The organism is Streptococcus sp. zg-86 (assembly GCF_017639855.1).
In the GTDB taxonomy this organism is placed as follows: Bacteria; Bacillota; Bacilli; order Lactobacillales; family Streptococcaceae; genus Streptococcus; species Streptococcus zhangguiae.
On record NZ_CP072115.1, the window covers coordinates 503,922 to 520,691 of the forward strand.

General features: G+C 40.5%; 13 protein-coding genes and 1 tRNA gene. 12 read left to right on the plus strand and 2 right to left on the minus strand.

The features are described 5' to 3' along the window. Nucleotides 1–20: 20 nt before the first annotated feature. A complete protein-coding gene (gene adhP / locus J5M87_RS02570; protein WP_154608194.1) occupies nucleotides 21–1,037 on the minus strand; it encodes an alcohol dehydrogenase AdhP in 1,017 nt (338 codons plus the stop codon). 115 nt (nucleotides 1,038–1,152) lie between these two features. Here adhP and J5M87_RS02575 point away from each other — a divergent pair. After that, nucleotides 1,153–1,225, plus strand: a tRNA-Thr gene (locus J5M87_RS02575). A gap of 691 nt (nucleotides 1,226–1,916) precedes the next feature. Here J5M87_RS02575 and J5M87_RS02580 read toward each other — a convergent pair. Continuing rightward, complete coding sequence (locus J5M87_RS02580) at nucleotides 1,917–2,549, minus strand: HXXEE domain-containing protein (RefSeq protein WP_154608195.1); 633 nt, start codon at nucleotides 2,547–2,549, stop codon at nucleotides 1,917–1,919. A 100-nt stretch (nucleotides 2,550–2,649) separates the two neighbouring features. Between J5M87_RS02580 and J5M87_RS02585 the strand changes: the two genes are divergently transcribed. The 11 genes from J5M87_RS02585 (at nucleotide 2,650) to J5M87_RS02635 (ending at nucleotide 16,714) form a co-directional block, all read left to right on the plus strand. Then, on the plus strand, nucleotides 2,650–3,273 hold the full coding sequence (locus J5M87_RS02585) for a TetR/AcrR family transcriptional regulator (RefSeq protein ID WP_154608196.1): 624 nt from the start codon (nucleotides 2,650–2,652) through the stop codon (nucleotides 3,271–3,273). Nucleotides 3,274–3,860: 587 nt separating this feature from the next. Beyond that, nucleotides 3,861–4,565: a response regulator YycF gene (gene yycF / locus J5M87_RS02590; protein WP_154608197.1), complete on the plus strand. Its 705-nt coding sequence runs from the start codon at nucleotides 3,861–3,863 to the stop codon at nucleotides 4,563–4,565. Next, entirely contained in the window at nucleotides 4,558–5,907 is a 1,350-nt protein-coding gene (gene vicK, locus J5M87_RS02595; RefSeq protein ID WP_154608198.1) for a cell wall metabolism sensor histidine kinase VicK, read from the plus strand. Before yycF ends, vicK begins: the two co-directional genes overlap by 8 nt. A 6-nt stretch (nucleotides 5,908–5,913) precedes the next feature. Beyond that, nucleotides 5,914–6,717 (plus strand): MBL fold metallo-hydrolase, encoded by an 804-nt coding sequence (locus tag J5M87_RS02600; protein ID WP_154608199.1) that lies wholly within the window; start codon nucleotides 5,914–5,916, stop codon nucleotides 6,715–6,717. Nucleotides 6,718–7,301: 584 nt separating this feature from the next. Then, nucleotides 7,302–8,711 carry a ribosomal protection-like ABC-F family protein gene (abc-f, locus tag J5M87_RS02605; RefSeq protein WP_154608200.1) on the plus strand — a complete coding sequence of 470 codons (1,410 nt, stop codon included), beginning with the start codon at nucleotides 7,302–7,304 and terminating at the stop codon, nucleotides 8,709–8,711. 84 nt (nucleotides 8,712–8,795) lie between these two features. Then, nucleotides 8,796–10,871, plus strand: coding sequence for a penicillin-binding protein PBP2B (gene pbp2b / locus J5M87_RS02610; RefSeq protein WP_208769378.1), 2,076 nt, complete (start codon nucleotides 8,796–8,798; stop codon nucleotides 10,869–10,871). Between the two features lie 615 nt (nucleotides 10,872–11,486). Beyond that, on the plus strand, nucleotides 11,487–12,083 hold the full coding sequence (gene recR / locus J5M87_RS02615) for a recombination mediator RecR (RefSeq protein WP_154608201.1): 597 nt from the start codon (nucleotides 11,487–11,489) through the stop codon (nucleotides 12,081–12,083). A gap of 60 nt (nucleotides 12,084–12,143) precedes the next feature. Beyond that, nucleotides 12,144–13,190, plus strand: a complete 1,047-nt coding sequence (locus J5M87_RS02620; protein ID WP_154608202.1) for a D-alanine--D-alanine ligase — start codon at nucleotides 12,144–12,146, stop codon at nucleotides 13,188–13,190. Nucleotides 13,191–13,476: 286 nt separating this feature from the next. Next, nucleotides 13,477–14,547, plus strand: a complete 1,071-nt coding sequence (locus J5M87_RS02625) for an FtsX-like permease family protein (RefSeq protein ID WP_154608203.1) — start codon at nucleotides 13,477–13,479, stop codon at nucleotides 14,545–14,547. A 10-nt stretch (nucleotides 14,548–14,557) separates the two neighbouring features. After that, nucleotides 14,558–15,226: an ABC transporter ATP-binding protein gene (locus J5M87_RS02630; RefSeq protein ID WP_154608204.1), complete on the plus strand. Its 669-nt coding sequence runs from the start codon at nucleotides 14,558–14,560 to the stop codon at nucleotides 15,224–15,226. Between the two features lie 123 nt (nucleotides 15,227–15,349). Further along, entirely contained in the window at nucleotides 15,350–16,714 is a 1,365-nt protein-coding gene (locus J5M87_RS02635) for a UDP-N-acetylmuramoyl-tripeptide--D-alanyl-D-alanine ligase (RefSeq protein WP_154608205.1), read from the plus strand. The last annotated feature ends 56 nt before the right edge of the window (nucleotides 16,715–16,770 follow it).

The following is a 16,770-nucleotide window of genomic DNA, read 5'->3' on the forward strand; positions in this document are numbered from 1 at the left end:
TATTAACTATAGAAAATTGATTAGTGTGTAAAGTCAAGAACCATACGGCCTTGGATTGTACCAGCAGTCATTTCATCAAAGACAGCAGGAGCATCTTCAACTGGTCGAGTTTGAACAACTGGGACAACTAGTCCTTCTGCACCAAATTGGAAGGCTTCTTCGAGGTCTTTACGAGTTCCAACGAGCGATCCAACAACTTGAATACCGTCAAGAACGGTCTTGACGATGCTGAGGTCCATCATTTCAGACGGAAGACCAACAGCTACGACACGGCCACCAGCGCGGACACTATCTACTGCTTGGTTAAAGGCAACTTTTGAGACAGCTGTTACAACAGCAGAGTGCGCACCACCAGTTTTTTCTTGAATCAGACCAGCTACATCTTCCACCTCATGTCCATTGATGACAATGTCGGCACCAACCTGTTTGGCTAATTCCAATTTATCATTATTGATATCAATAGCAATAACATGGGCATTGAAGACTTTCTTTGCATACTGAACAGCCAAGTTTCCTAGTCCCCCTGCTCCAAATAGAGCAATCCATTGTCCTGGTTCGAGGTGTGCTTCTTTGATAGCTTTGTAAGTGGTTACGCCGGCACAAGTAATGGAACTAGCCTGTGCTGGGTCAAGATTTTCAGGAACTTTGACAGCGTAGTCGGCAGTCACAATACATTGTTCTGCCATTCCTCCATCAACAGAGTAACCAGCATTTTTTACCGTACGGCAGAGCGTTTCACGACCTGTATTGCAGTATTCACAAGCACCACAACCTTCGAAGAACCAAGCTACACTAACACGATCGCCGACTTTCAAACTTTTCACATCTGGAGCGATTTCTTTGACAATCCCAATTCCTTCATGTCCAAGGATACGACCAGGAACCTGACCGAAATCACCATGAGCTACGTGTAGGTCTGTATGGCAGACACCACAATATTCAATTTCAACGAGAGCTTCCCCTGTTTCAAGCGGACGCAGTTCTTTTTCGACTACTTCTACACCAGTAGATTCAGAGTTTACAACAACAGCTTTCATAACGTTTCCTCCGGTTTGTTTTGATATGTTCATTATATCACAAACTTTTTAAAAAGCAAGCGTTTACAAAGATTACTTGACATGCAAAATAAAAGTGCTACAATATGACTGAAAAGCCGATTTAGCTCAGTTGGTAGAGCAACGCACTCGTAACGCGTAGGTCGTAGGTTCGAGCCCTATAATCGGCATAGTTTATGATTCAAATGATATGGAAATTATCGAATGCTACGATTGCATTGAAAATACCTTTTGGCAAAGGAAATTTTGATGGATTTGCCGGAATGATTTGGAATTTCAGAGAGGTATAAGGGTTTCTTTTATGCTTAGACTATGAGCAGGAAGTTCATAAAATTGGCTAAGAAATTAGTTCAAGGTAATAACGAGAAAAAAGCAACACCGACAGATAAAGTCACTGAAAAAGTCAGAGTGATTGAAAATGTAACGAATAATCTAATACAAAAATAAAAAGCCGAATGATGGACACTTAGTCTCTTTTGAGAAAGCACCAATCATTCGGTTTTTATCGCATTATTTTTTATTAAAAGACTTTTTCAGCTGATACTGGTTATCGCAAAAATTTTGAAGAAATGATGACTGAGGAGTTCTAGTGTCCAGTCGATATTTCTAAAAAATCAAATGAAGCTGGCAAAGTATTCCCAAGCGAGGGGGTGTCGATTGGACTTTCTCTTGCTTGCATCACTCTAGATAATTAGCTAAGGATGTTGAAAAATCAGTATCTTCAGAGGTTGCTTTTATGAAATGATCACATATTATTCGGATTTTAAGGGCCTTATGATGTTGTGAATACAGGTTTTAAAATCAAGACCTCTTCCGAGTATTCTTGTCCTACCAGAAAGAAGTCTTTTTAGATATTTCAGATTAATTTTTTGTTAACTGATTTACACCAAATGCCGTTTGATCAGTAAGGACATATCCATCTTTCTTGCCAAGTTCCCAATAGATTTTAGAGCGAAAACAGAATATAAATACGATAATGAACCAAAGTACGGCAAGGGCATAGTCATACCAGATATAGATTTTGCTATCAAATAGATTGATGAAATAGTATAAGCCAATAGGACCTAGTCCCAAAATTGCGGTAATTAAGCCAGCATTGTAAATGCTTTTTAACCTTAAATTAAATATGGAATGCATAATGACTTCCATTAAAAGAAACAACATGGCAGATAATGTTAGAAAACGCACATTAGGTAGTAAAAGTGGGAATACATAAACTAAAATTAGGAATGTCCAGTTTCCAAACATAGAACTGAGATTGTTGCAATCCCACTTGGTTTTATCCATCTCATTGGTACCGAGGAGTAGTTTTACTCCGAGTAGGGGAAATCCTCCAGGATAACCGAATTCCTCGAAAAAATGTAGAAACAAAATACAAATGGAAGCCAAAAGACATTTTTGCACCTCGGTTACTGGTAAAAAGATCGCAAGCAGAGCAGTTAGACCAGCGAGATAGATAGAAATGTTATACCAATTATTTATCATTTTTTTCATAGAAATTACCTCTCAATTATATTATAATTAAATTATAATACGACACAGTGTAAAATAAAACAGGCAGTAGAGTGTAAAGTGTCTAATTATAGGAGGCAATATGGCGCGTCCAAGGAAAACGGAATATGCTAATGGGGCTGTAGTAAAAATAGAAAATGCTTTTTGGAAACTTTTAGAGACGGAGAAATATACGGATATTACTGTTCTTAGGATTGCTCAAGATTCTGGGGTTAATCGTAATTCTTTTTATTATCATTATAAAGATATGGATGATTTGGCTTATCAAGCTTTTAAGAATAATACAAGGAACGATGCCTCGAGAATGATGATTTCGTCAATTTTAACTGTTTTAACATTGCAAGATGATGAAAAAAATTCAGATATTGATATGTCTATTTTACCAAATTCGAGGCGCATCATGTTGTGTGCTAGAAGTGAGTCAACATACCTGAAACAACTGGTGAATGACTTTTTAAAGGAGATATGGTTAGATTCTTTTTCGATTAATGAAGATCGTTTGACAACAGAGGAGAAAATACAACTTGATTTTATTTTTGCAGGGATTGTAACTACTCTGGGAAGTCAAGAGATTGAGGATAATCCGCTTTTGATGTTAAAACTTGTGTCGTCAGAAATAGGAAAATCGATGCTTTTAACGATGAAGAAGATATCAGTAGCGCAAAATAATCGTTTTCTAGAAACTAAGCAGAATTTTCAGGGATGATCAATCCCAATTTTCATAACGATAGTAAATCTTAATTTCTAGTTACAGTCTTTAGTCAGTATGTCTTATTGCTCCAATCACTCACGCACAATGACTTAGAACTTAAAGGTATGACATGAAAAAGATATAATACGGATTTAACTGATCAAGAATGGGGACAAACTTGAACCCTATTTCTCAAACCACCGCTCCTGAATTAAGACTCTTTCAGCCGATGCTGGTTATCGCAAAAGTTTTGAAGAGACGATGGATCAAGAATTTCAGTGTCCAGTAGATACTTCTGAAAAAATCAAAGGAAGCTGGCAAATCACTCCCAAGTGCTAGGTTGTCGAGCGAACGTTCTCTTATTAGCTAAGGAGGTTGAAAAGTCAGTATCATCAGAGGAGGATTTTGTGAAATGATTACACCGTAGTCGGATTTTAAGAAGCTTATGGCGTTGCGTATACAGGTTCTTAGATTATTTCTTGACTTTTGATATAGAGGGGCTTCTTTCTTTTTGGCAGCTAGAAAATCTCTCCCCACACTTCCGCCATGCTAATTTGGGAGAGATTTGGTATAATGGCATAAGAATGATGAGGTGAGAGTAAATGAAAAAAATCTTGATTGTAGATGATGAAAAGCCGATTTCAGACATTATCAAATTTAATATGACCCGAGAGGGGTATGAGGTGGTGACAGCCTTTGATGGTCGAGAAGCCTTGGCCTTATTTGAAGCAGAATTTCCAGATATTGTGATTTTGGATTTGATGCTACCAGAAATTGATGGACTGGAAGTGGCACGCACCATTCGCAAGACCAGCAATGTGCCTATTTTGATGTTATCTGCTAAGGATAGCGAGTTTGACAAGGTGATTGGTCTTGAAATTGGAGCGGATGACTATGTGACGAAGCCGTTTTCGAATCGGGAATTGCAGGCACGGGTCAAGGCCTTATTGCGCCGGAGCGAATTGTCTGAAACCCAGTTGGAGATTGAAACAACAGGCACGCCTGAGTTGACCATTCGAGATTTGGTGATTCTTCCAGATGCTTTTGTGGCGAAAAAACATGGCAAGGAGTTGGAATTGACTCACCGTGAATTTGAATTGCTGCACCATTTAGCTAAGCATTTGGGGCAGGTAATGACACGGGAACATTTACTTGAAACTGTATGGGGCTATGATTACTTTGGTGATGTACGAACAGTCGATGTAACGGTTCGTCGCTTGCGTGAGAAGATTGAAGATACACCGAGCCGTCCAGAATACATTTTGACACGGCGTGGCGTAGGGTATTATATAAAGGGAAATGATTAATCAATTACGGTATTTAATAACAACACCTGAGTTTTGGTTTGTCGTCATCTTGATTGGTTTTGTCATTGCACTCAGTGTCTTATTGATTGAAAATCATCGCGATAATCAGCAGATTAAAGAACTCAATGAAAAAGTCAAGCGCCTAATCGAGTTGGATTATTCAGATGTCCTTGATATGCGGGGTAGCCCTGAGATTACAGATATGGCCAATTCGCTCAATGACTTGTCTGAAGTGATTCGCTTGACCCATGACCATTTGGAGCAGGAAAAGACGCGTCTGTCCTCCATTCTTGCCTATATGAGCGACGGAGTGATGGCTGCAGACCGTATGGGCCGAGTCATTATGGTCAATGAGACAGCGCAAAAGCAGTTGGGACTGACATCTAAAACGACGGAACAACGTGATTTATTGGACATTTTAGGGATTCGTGAACAGTATAGTTTTCGGGATTTGCTAGCCCAAACGCCTGAAATTGTCATCGAACATGATAATGAAAATGGGGAGTTTTTGACCTTACGGGCCAATTTTGCAACGATTCGAAGCGAAAGTGGTTTGATTTCAGGTCTGGTCGTCGTCTTGCATGATATGACCGAACAAGCTAAGGAAGAGCGGGAGCGACGGTTGTTCGTTTCCAATGTCAGCCATGAATTGCGGACACCGCTCACCTCAGTCAAATCCTATCTGGAGGCCCTTGATGATGGAGCCTTGACGGAATCAGTAGCACCGAGCTTTGTCAAGGTGTCACTCGATGAAACCAATCGGATGATGCGGATGATTTCAGACCTGCTCAGCCTGTCACGGATTGACAATCAAGTCAGCTCAGCTGATGTGGAACTGATTAACTTTACGGCCTTTGTCACCTTTATTTTAAATCGATTTGATCAGATGAAGAATAAGGAGACAGATAAGGAATATACGATTATCCGTGATTATCAAATTACACCGATTTGGATTGAGATTGACACAGACAAGATGACCCAGGTCATGGATAATATTTTAAACAATGCCCTCAAATACTCACCTGATGGTGGCAAGATTACCTTTAGCATGAAGACGACAGATACCCAATTGATTGTGTCGATTTCAGATGAAGGATTAGGAATTCCCAAGGCTGATTTGCCCCGCATTTTTGATCGTTTTTATCGAGTGGATAAGGCTCGTTCAAGGGCGCAAGGTGGGACAGGACTTGGCCTTGCTATTGCCAAGGAAATTGTTAAGCAGCATAAGGGCTTTATCTGGGCTAAGAGCGAGTACGGGCATGGCTCAACCTTTACCATTGTCTTACCATATATGAAGGATATGATGACAGATGAGTGGGAGGAGGCAGAAGAGGAAGAATAGGAGTGTATGGGAGAAACAGGATTTCGTTATAGTATTTTAGCCTCTGGTTCGAGTGGAAATTCCTTTTACTTGGAGACAGAGAAGAAAAAGATTTTAGTGGACGCAGGTTTGTCGGGCAAGAAAATCACCAGTTTGCTGGCAGAAATTGACCGCAGACCGGAGGATTTGGATGCCATTTTAGTTACGCATGAGCATAGCGATCATATTCACGGGATTGGCGTTCTAGCTCGTAAATATGGCATGGACATTTATGCTAACGAAGCGACCTGGCAGGCCATGGAGGGAAAATTAGGTAAGATTGCCCTAGAGCAAAAGCATATTTTTGAATTAGGAGTGACCAAGACTTTCGGGGATTTGGATATAGAGAGTTTTGGGGTCAGCCATGATGCAGCTTGTCCACAATTTTACCGCTTTATGAAGGATGACAAGAGCTTTGTGATGCTAACAGATACAGGTTATGTGAGCGATCGACTAGCAGGGCTTGTTGAAAATGCGGACGGGTACCTGATTGAGTCCAACCACGATGTGGAAATCTTGCGGGCGGGTTCTTATTCATGGAATCTCAAGCAACGGATTTTGTCAGACAAGGGACATCTTTGTAACGAAGACGGATCAGATGCCATGATTCGTTCTCTTGGTAATCGAACCAAGAAGATTTACCTAGGTCATCTGAGTAAGGAAAACAATATCAAGGAACTGGCCCACATGACCATGGTCAATCAGCTTGCCCAAGCGGATTTGGGAGTTGGAGTTGATTTTCAAGTTTACGATACATCACCAGACACCGCTACCCCCTTAACGGAGATATAATCACATCAGAGCCATATGGACGTTTACCGTCTGTATGGTTTTTGTTTGTAGGAGAAAGCTCCTTGCGAGTGGCTAAAAAGTGTGGTATAGTATGCTTAATAAATGAAAAGAGGTTAGAAAAACCATGAATAACAACTAAATCCACTGTTTGTTTTCCCCCTTATACTCTATAAAATCAACATCTGATTAGCCAACGAAATCGAAGGTAGTAGGCTGAGACAAACCTAGCTCGAATCTAGAAATACAGGAGTGAGGATAATCGATTTCTTCGAAATCACGATTGAGTCCCACTTCTGCAGGTGAGTTAACGATAGAAGCAGCTGATTTTTGATGAGTATTATTTCTGTGCACTAAGGATAGTGCTGATACAAGGGGCAAGACTGTACTGTTGAGATTTAGAAGTTCTACTTGATGAACATGGTGAGGTGATGAATTGATCTGTCTCGCTTGGATGTTTATGAGTAGTCATTGGTTTTTCTTTGACTGTCACAGCAAAGGAAGGCTATGTTAGACGTTGCTACTTTAGCATGGCTTTTTTGTGTACCCTTCTAAATCTTTTTGCAAGCATCAGAAGGAGACCAAGTATGGAAGTTATCAGCTGTATCAATCTTCAAAAGGAAGTGGAAGGCAGAGAGTTAGTCACGATTCCTCATTTGGAAGTTCAATCAGGACAAAGAATTGGGCTTGTAGGTGAAAATGGAATAGGAAAGTCTAGTTTATTAAAAATCTTCATCGGAGCAGATGAAGAATACAGTGGGCAGGTATGGATACGCTCAGATTGGGCTTATGTACCACAGTTGAAGGAGGCGAGTAGTTTATCGGGTGGTGAGCAGACCTTGAAGGCTATCAAAAAAGCCTTGTCTCAACGGGCAGGTATCCTCTTTTTGGATGAGCCGACGGCTAGTATGGATCAAGAAAATCGTCAGTGGTTGATTCATCAATTAAGACGGTATAAAGGGACAGTTATTGTCGTGAGTCATGACCGCTATTTTTTGAATCAAGTTGTTGACCATATTTGGCTATTAGCCGAACAAACAATTACGTCCTATGTAGGCAATTATCAGGCATTTGAAGAAGCGAGAAAAAAGGAGCGTGAGCAGCAAGAACAGGCTTATCAGCACTACCGGCAGACGGTCAATCACTTGCGTGATGTTGCACAAACGCGAAAACAAAGAGCAGATAAGTTAACCAAGCGCAAAAAAGGGCGATCGAGTTCGGAGTGGAAAGTCCAATCCCAAATGGGAAGTTACGATAGTCAGGCAAAGGCTATGGCCAAGGGAGCAAAAGCGATTGAGAAGCGAATAGAACGCTTAGAAAAGATTAGGCAGCCCCGCAAAGAAGCTTGGGCAAAATTGGAGATGAAAGGGGTAATCGAACAAGACATTCATACCTTATTCCGTTTAGAAGCAGGTCAGATTAGGATAGACGGTCAGCGGTTATTTGACTATCCTTTATTTTCGATGCAAAAAGGAGATCGTCTCGCGCTTACGGGAAGAAATGGCTCTGGTAAAACGACTTTTATTCGTCAGTTGGTGAGAAAAGAACTTGCAGGTTATTTTTCAGAAAAACTAGCCATAGCTTATTTTGCTCAGGATTTGCAGGATCTTGATGAAACACAATCAGCCTTTGAAAATGCCGCTAGTTGTTCAGTCCAAGATAGGGTAACGATTTTAAATCTACTGGCAATGCTTGGCATTCGCTATGAGAAAGCAAGGCAAAAGGTGGCTGTTTTATCAGGCGGTGAGCGGGTTCGATTATCCCTAGCAAAGACTTTGTTGAGTGACCATCATTTATTGATTTTGGACGAACCAACCAATTTTTTAGATTTGACGACCATTCTAGCTTTGGAACAATTTTTAAAAGACTATAAGGGAAGTTTGATTGTCATCTCCCATGATCAAGCATTTGTCGCTAACGTAACGAATCAGACATGGAACATTGAAAACGGTGTCTTGAAACAAGTCAGTCACGGGCATAGGCTTGATAAGAAATAGGCTGAAAAAACACTTGTCCAAACAGAAAAAAATGAGTTCGATATGTTATAATAGAGAAGAATTTTCTAGAATGAGGTTTGATGAGTGACGAAAAATACCTATTCCCGTAAGGGGCGTGAGGAGAGTTTTATTCCTCGGCGTTTAACCGTTCTATTTGCTATTGTGATTGCCTTGTTTTCCATTTTGATTGCAAGATTGGCTTATATGCAGATTATCAATAAAGACTTTTATACTGCTAAACTAGCAAAAGCTAGTCAAAAAGTCATTACAAACAGCTCTGTGCGGGGTCAGATTTATGATGCTAAGGGTGTTCCCTTGGTGGAGAATCAGGTAGAGCAAGTAGCGACCTTTACACGCTCCAATAAAATGACAGCTCGGCAGATGAAAGAAGTAGCTGGGAAGTTGTTACAATGGGTTACTGTGACCGAGAGTGATGTGACGCCACGAGAACGTGCAGATTACTACTTGGCTGATCCAGAAGTGTATGCAGAAGTTGTTAAGAAATTGCCTAAGGAACAGCGATTGGACACAGATGGGAATTTTCTTGATGAATCCCTTATTTATAACAGTGCTGTTGCAAGCTTGACAGAAGAGCAGCTGGCTTATTCAGATGAAGAATTAAAGGTAGTAGAACTCTTTTCACAGATGAATGCCGCAGCTTACTTTGAAACAGTCAATCTGGTTACTGATCCACTCACGGCAGAGCAGATTGCCATGATTGCGGCAAATGAAGCTGACTTACCAGGTATTTCAACTGCTAGCAATTGGAAGCGCGTAGTGGTGCCGACTTCTCTTGCTTCGATTATTGGAACGGTGACTACTCAACAAGCTGGTTTGCCAGAAGAAGATGCCAAGGAGTATTTAGCAAAGGGCTATTCCTTCAATGACCGTGTGGGAACGGCTTATTTAGAAAAACAATATGAAGAAGTGTTGCAAGGTCAGCGAGAAAAGAAGGAAATCAACCTGGATCGTAATGGCAATGTGGAGAGTATTCAAACCTTGCAAGAAGGCAGTAAAGGTAAGAATATTAAATTAACGATTGATCTTGCTTTTCAAGATGGGGTTAATGCGATTTTAAAACGCCATTTTGATAGTGAATTAGCAACAGGAAGTGCCCGTTATTCTGAAGGTGTTTATGCAGTCGTTATGGAACCTCAGACAGGAGCAGTTCTTGCTATGGCAGGGTATAGCCATGATAAAAAGACCAATGAAGTCAAAGAAAATGCCTTGGGTACCGTGACCAATGCCTTTGTTCCAGGATCTATTGTCAAGGGAGCTACCCTGACAGCAGGTTGGGAGAACGGTATCATTGCGGGAAATCAAGTGTTAACCGATCAACCGATTCAATTTGCGGGTTCTACTCCGATTACATCTTGGTTTACTGCATTTGGGAATCGGAATATCTCTGCGGTAGAAGCCTTACAATATTCCTCCAATACCTATATGGTTCAGCTTGCTTTGAGTATACTGGGGCAACCCTACATACCGGGGATGATTTTAAACGAGAATGATTCGCTCGGTGCTTCAATGGAGAAATTGCGTGGAACTTTTGGCGAATACGGGCTTGGAGTTCCAACCGGAATTGATCTACCGCTTGAATCAACCGGTTTTATTCCTAAAGATTATACGATTGCAAATTATATTACCAATTCATTTGGTCAATTTGATAACTATACACCGATGCAAATGGCTCAATATGCTGCTACCGTAGCAAATGGTGGTCGTCGCATCAGTCCTCATATAGCAGAGGGAATCTATGCCAATAATGCAGAAGGTAATCTTGGTGAGTTGCTGGAGCCAATAGCTGGTAAGGAATTAAATCAGGTCAATCTGTCAGCTGATGAAATGGATCTCATTCAGCAAGGATTTTATCTGGTTGTAAATGGTGCTAGTGGCTTTACAACTGGACGAGCTATTGGAGAAGGTGCCAGTGTGTCCATTAGTGCCAAGACAGGGACAGCCGAAACCTTTGTAACAACAGAATCAGGTCAGATCTTGGATGCAGTCAATACCAATATTGTATCCTATGCGCCGAGTGCGAATCCACAGATTGCTGTAGCAGTCATCTTGCCGAATTTAACAGACCTCGAATCATCTACTAGTAAGCGGATTACGACAGAAATTATCAATCTATACCAGTCTCTTCATCCAATGCGCTAGAAAGGTACTGGGAGAGTAGAGTGAGTTGAACGGTTGTAAAAAAGAGAATATTCAGTCCTAAGACCGATGTTTTACTACTTGGACTAGGGTATACTATAGTCAATCCTAAAATTTTTCATAATCTCCAAAAAACAACCAGCTGTGAGGCTGGTGTTTTTTTGTAAAAGAACTCACTTTTGATTATTTTGTGGTATACTAAATATAGAAAAAAGATATGAATTGATACTCATTGAAATTCAAACATAATCAGTTTATCCACCATTTATAACCTTAAAAAATAGAAATTGGTTACGTTGACAAAGTTAGGATAGTGATTGTGTCAGGTTGGAAATACGGTAAGCCGAAGGTGTTTAAACAACTGTTGCGAATAAAGGAAATTTTGAGACCGTAGACTTCAAATGTAGCCATGCAACTCTTGCGTCCGCACTATCTAATAAAGTATCGAAAAATGTTAATGTTGGATATTGATAGAGTATGACATAAAATTTTTTGCTCAAAAAGGGGCAGAAATGCTCTAAAAATTGTAAAAAATATAGAATGTAATCAAAGTTGGAACTTTGATAAAAACCGTCAAATCAACGTTTAAAGAATGTTATAGAAAGATAGAAAATAGAATTGTTATACCCTACACCTATTGCAAAATTGATTGAGAGTTATACGAAACTACCTGGAATTGGGATTAAGACAGCGACCCGTCTGGCCTTTTATACGATTGGTATGGAAGAAGATGTCGTGAATGAGTTTGCTAAAAATCTGCTAGCTGCTAAGCGCGACTTGGCCTATTGTCAGATTTGTGGTAATTTGGCAGAAGAAGAAACCTGTGCCATTTGCCAAGATCAGACAAGGGATTTATCTACGATTTTAGTTGTTGAAGACAGTAGAGATGTCTCAGCCATGGAAAATATTCAAGAATACCACGGACTATACCATGTTCTGCATGGCTTGATTTCGCCTATGAACGGTGTTGGACCAGATGATATTAACCTCAAAAGTTTGCTAACACGTTTAATGGACAACGAAGTGACAGAAGTCATTATTGCCACCAATGCAACAGCTGATGGCGAAGCGACTTCTATGTATATCTCAAGGGTTCTAAAACCTGCAGGTATTAAAGTGACACGATTGGCAAGAGGATTAGCGGTTGGTTCAGATATTGAATATACCGATGAAGTAACGCTCTTGAGGGCCATTGAAAATCGTACAGAGCTCTAAACTTGTCCTTTTGGGAGCTGAAATAAGATGAAAATTGTGAGAGAAAGTTAGGAAATAGCCATGTCAAAAGAAACCATTATCCTCCTTTACGGTGGTCGTTCGGCAGAACGTGAAGTATCTGTATTATCTGCTGAGAGCGTGATGCGCGCGATTAATTATGAGAAATTTTTTGTTAAAACGTATTTTATTGCGCAAAATGGTGATTTTATCAAGACACAAGAATTTGATGCCACACCTTCTGTGGATGAAAAATTAATGACCAATAACACTATTATTCCAAGCCAAGGGATTCGGCCGAGTGATATTTATGAAGAAAATGCGGTTGTTTTTCCTGTGCTTCACGGTCCTATGGGCGAAGACGGCTCCATTCAAGGCTTCCTAGAAATCTTGCGCTTACCTTATGTGGGAACCAATGTCCTCTCTTCAAGTGTAGCTATGGATAAAATTACGACCAAGCACGTTTTAGCTTCAGAAGGCATTCCACAAGTGGCTTTTGAAACGGTTATTGAAGGTGAAGATGTAGAAGCAAAGATTTGTGCAGTAGAAGCTAATCTGACTTATCCTGTCTTTGTTAAGCCAGCGAATATGGGCTCAAGTGTCGGTATTTCTAAGGCAGAAAATCAAGCTGAGTTACGAGCTGCGATTGAACTGGCTTTTCGTTATGACAGCCGTCTCTTGGTAGAGCAAGGAGTGAACGCTCGAGAAATTGAAGTTGGACTATTAGGTAATGCTGATGTTAAGACAACCCTACCAGGTGAAGTTGTTAAGGATGTTGCCTTCTATGACTATGATGCTAAATACATTGATAATAAGATTACCATGGCAATTCCAGCAGCCATTTCATCTGAGATTGCGGAGCAAATGCGGACCTATGCAGCAGCAGCTTTTCGAGCAATTGGTGGTTGTGGTCTATCTCGTTGCGATTTCTTTTTAACGGAAGACGGCGAAATTTTTCTCAATGAGTTAAATACTATGCCAGGGTTCACTCAATGGTCTATGTACCCACTTTTATGGGATAATATGGGTCTTACCTATCCTGATTTAATCGAAACCTTAGTATCTCTAGCCAAGGAGACTTTTGTAAAACGTGAGCAACATTTAATCTAGGAATGAAAATATCATGCGAAGAGCCTTAACAGGAAAAGTTATCAAACCTGTAAGGCTTTTTTCGTTACCTTAGCTATCTGGTATTTATAATGTCATCCTCTGGTATTCATAGAGAATAAGACAAAATTCTTGCAATTTGTTCTCGTAAGAACTAAAATAGTTCTCATGAGAATTAAAAGAGGGAGTAAAAATGTGAAAAATGATAAAAATTCTACCTAGCATTCCGATTGGAAATAGGGAAGACAAAAGAAAAGTGATACGAATGAACAAATAGAAATGAGGATATATGTTTTTAGCAATTGAAGAAATGCGTCAGAGTAAGCTCCGTTATGGCTTAGTTCTGGGCTTATTAGTATTGATAGCCTATCTGGTTTTTTTCCTGACAGGATTGGCCTATGGCTTGATGCAGCAAAATAGGGCAGCAGTTGATAAATGGCAGGCGGATACAGTCTTGCTCTCATCAGAAGCCAACAAGTTGATAACAGCTTCGCACATTGATCGCCATTTAGCAGATGATGTAGTAGCTGATGAGAAGGCGCTCCTCAAGCAACAAGCAGGTGCAGCGTGGGTAAAAGAGGATGCAAGTTCTGACGATAAGGAAAAAATTAGCGTGTTTGCCATTGAAAAAGGCTCCTTCATAGAACCGAATATCGTAGAAGGGCGTTTGTTTGAAAAGGCACACGAAGTAGTCGTTGATAAATCCTTAGGAGAAAAAGAAGGCTTTGAATTAGGAAAAATGATCCACCTCTCTGCTTTTGATGAACCTGTTACCATTGTTGGATACACAGATCGTGCAGCTTTTGGTGTTGCCCCAGTTGTCTATATGGATTTTGACGATTTACCAACAACGAGTAAGGTGCCAAATCAAGATGATGTTACCTTGGTTAGTGGAATCATTGTCCGAGGGGAAGTGACTGCTCATCCAGAAGAATTGGAGAAATTAACGACTGCTGATTTTATCGAACACCTTCCAGGTTATAAGGCGCAAAATGTGACCTTTGCCTTTATGATTGGGTTTTTAGTTGTGATTGCCGCCATTGTAGTTGCTATTTTCATCTATGTCTTGACAACGCAAAAAGCACCAATTTTTGGCTTAATGAAGATTCAAGGTTTATCAAATGGATTCATTTCAGCGAGTGTCGTAGCACAGACCTTCTTACTTTCTGGGCTTGGTACGCTTCTTGGTCTCGTCTTGACTTATCTGTCCTCCCTTGCTCTTCCAAGTGCAGTTCCCTTTGAGAATAATTGGATTTTCTATGGAGGGGTGGGTATTTCCTTGATTTTATTTGCTTTAATGGGTGCTAGCTTCTCTGTTCGCTCCATTTTTAAAGTCGATCCATTGCAGAATTTATCCTAGGAGGAAAAAGATGAGTACCTTAGTATTTGAAAACATTAGTAAACAATTTCAAGACGGAGAGCAGATGATTACTGCGCTGAAACCAACGAATTTTAGTGTAGAAGCTGGAGAATTTGTAGCGATTATTGGACCATCTGGGTCTGGAAAAAGTACCTTTTTGACCTTGGCAGGTGGTTTGCAAACTCCGTCAGAGGGGCGGATTATCATTAATCAAGCAGATTATTCTGATTTACCAGAAAAGAAACGGGCCCAGCTTCGTTACAGAGATATTGGTTTTATCCTCCAATCCTCTAATCTGATCCCTTTTTTGACGGTAGAAAAACAGTTGGAATTGGTAGACCGTGTTAATAAATGTTCGAACAAGGAAAAGAGAGAACAATTGCTAGCAGAGTTGGATGTAGCGCATTTAAAAACAAAATTTCCCAAGGATTTATCCGGAGGAGAGCGCCAACGAGTGGCGATTGCCCGCGCTTTATACAATGATCCAGCCTTGATATTAGCAGATGAGCCGACAGCCAGTTTGGATACGGAACGAGCTTTTGAAGTGGTAGCGCTCCTTGCTAAAGAAAGTAAAGAACGCCATAAGTCCATTATCATGGTCACCCACGATCACAGAATGATTGAAGAATGCGATAAGGTCTATGAAATGAAAGACGGTGTTTTAACTCAGGTTCGATAAGAGCCTTTTCCGAAAATATGATATAATGAAAAGAGTGCAGGCTCTTTTTGTTTATAGTTCGACGATTTGGGAATACAGGTTCTTAAAGAACTAGGCTAGACAAGAGCGTTTTTGGAGAAAAAGATGAAAGTAACAATCTATGAAGTTGCCCGTGTTGTCGGAGCAAAAAATGATGTAACAGTATATGAAGATGGCCCGCTGAATAAGGTTGAATTTGATAGCCGATTGATAGTCGAAGGGGATTTATTTGTCCCGTTAAAGGGAGCAAGAGACGGTCATGATTTTATTCCAGTAGCTGTTGAAAATGGCTGTGCCATTACCTTTTCTGAAAAAGAAGTAGCGGCTCCCCATATTTTAGTTGAAGACTGTCTGCTTGCATTTCAGGCTTTGGCGGCTTACTACCTTGAGAAAATGCAGGTCCAAGTGATAGCTGTGACAGGTTCAAATGGCAAAACGACGACGAAAGATATGATTCACGATATTCTAGCAACGACCTTTGTGACCTATAAAACCCAAGGGAATTACAATAATGAAATTGGATTGCCTTATACGGTTCTTCATATGCCGGACAATACTGAAAAACTCGTTCTTGAAATGGGACAGGATCATCTAGGAGATATTCATCTCTTGTCTGAAATTGCAAAGCCCAGTCTTGCTGTGATTACACTCTTTGGTGAAGCTCACTTGGAATTTTTTGGATCACGAGAGCAGATTGCACAAGGAAAATTACAGATTGCAGATGGAATGCCAGCTGGAGCAACCTTGTTGCTACCAAATGATTCAATCGGGGACGCCTACCTTCCTAGCCAGCAGCAGCTTGTTCGCTTTGGAGAAGGAGGAGAGATTTATCTCACCAGCTTGTCAGAAAATAAAACTAGTCTGACGTTTACAACCAACTTTATTGACGGTGCCATCACCCTCCCTGTAACGGGTAAGTATAATGCTACCAATGCTATGGTAGCAAGCTATGTGGGAAAATGTCTCGGTATTTCAGATGAAGCGATTAAAGTGGCTTTAGCCCAATTACAACTGACTCGTAACCGAACAGAATGGAAAAAAGCGGGAAATGGGGCAGATATTTTAAGCGATGTCTACAATGCCAATCCGACAGCCATGCGGTTGATTTTAGAAACCTTCTCAAGTATTCCAGCTAATGATAATGGGAAAAAAATTGCCGTTTTAGCGGATATGAAAGAATTGGGTGACCAGTCTGTTGCTCTGCACCAAAAAATGATAACCAGTCTGTCGCCAGATTCTCTAGACACGCTCTTCTTCTACGGACAAGATATAGAAGGCTTGGCTCAATTGGCTTCCCAGATGTTTCCAATTGGAAAAGTGTATTTCTTTAGGAAAAATGAAGCAGAAGACCAGTTTGAGGAGCTTGTTGCGCGTGTCCTCGAATGTGTTGGGGCTCATGATCAGGTTTTACTCAAAGGCAGTAATTCCATGCACCTTGATCAGCTAGTAGTAGCACTAGAGAACAGATAAGCAAGTATAGGAGCTATTTTATCTGTCATCAGATAAGATGAAGGCGAATGGGGAGT

Coding starts and splice junctions, on each gene's coding strand:
- yycF (WP_154608197.1), top strand. CDS start 3,861: ATGAAAAAAATCTTGATTGTAGATGATGAAAAGCCGATTTCAGACATT.
- vicK (WP_154608198.1), top strand. CDS start 4,558: ATGATTAATCAATTACGGTATTTAATAACAACACCTGAGTTTTGGTTT.
- adhP (WP_154608194.1), bottom strand. CDS start 1,037: ATGAAAGCTGTTGTTGTAAACTCTGAATCTACTGGTGTAGAAGTAGTC.
- J5M87_RS02630 (WP_154608204.1), top strand. CDS start 14,558: ATGAGTACCTTAGTATTTGAAAACATTAGTAAACAATTTCAAGACGGA.
- abc-f (WP_154608200.1), top strand. CDS start 7,302: ATGGAAGTTATCAGCTGTATCAATCTTCAAAAGGAAGTGGAAGGCAGA.
- J5M87_RS02635 (WP_154608205.1), top strand. CDS start 15,350: ATGAAAGTAACAATCTATGAAGTTGCCCGTGTTGTCGGAGCAAAAAAT.
- J5M87_RS02580 (WP_154608195.1), bottom strand. CDS start 2,549: ATGAAAAAAATGATAAATAATTGGTATAACATTTCTATCTATCTCGCT.
- J5M87_RS02620 (WP_154608202.1), top strand. CDS start 12,144: ATGTCAAAAGAAACCATTATCCTCCTTTACGGTGGTCGTTCGGCAGAA.
- J5M87_RS02585 (WP_154608196.1), top strand. CDS start 2,650: ATGGCGCGTCCAAGGAAAACGGAATATGCTAATGGGGCTGTAGTAAAA.
- J5M87_RS02600 (WP_154608199.1), top strand. CDS start 5,914: ATGGGAGAAACAGGATTTCGTTATAGTATTTTAGCCTCTGGTTCGAGT.
- J5M87_RS02625 (WP_154608203.1), top strand. CDS start 13,477: ATGTTTTTAGCAATTGAAGAAATGCGTCAGAGTAAGCTCCGTTATGGC.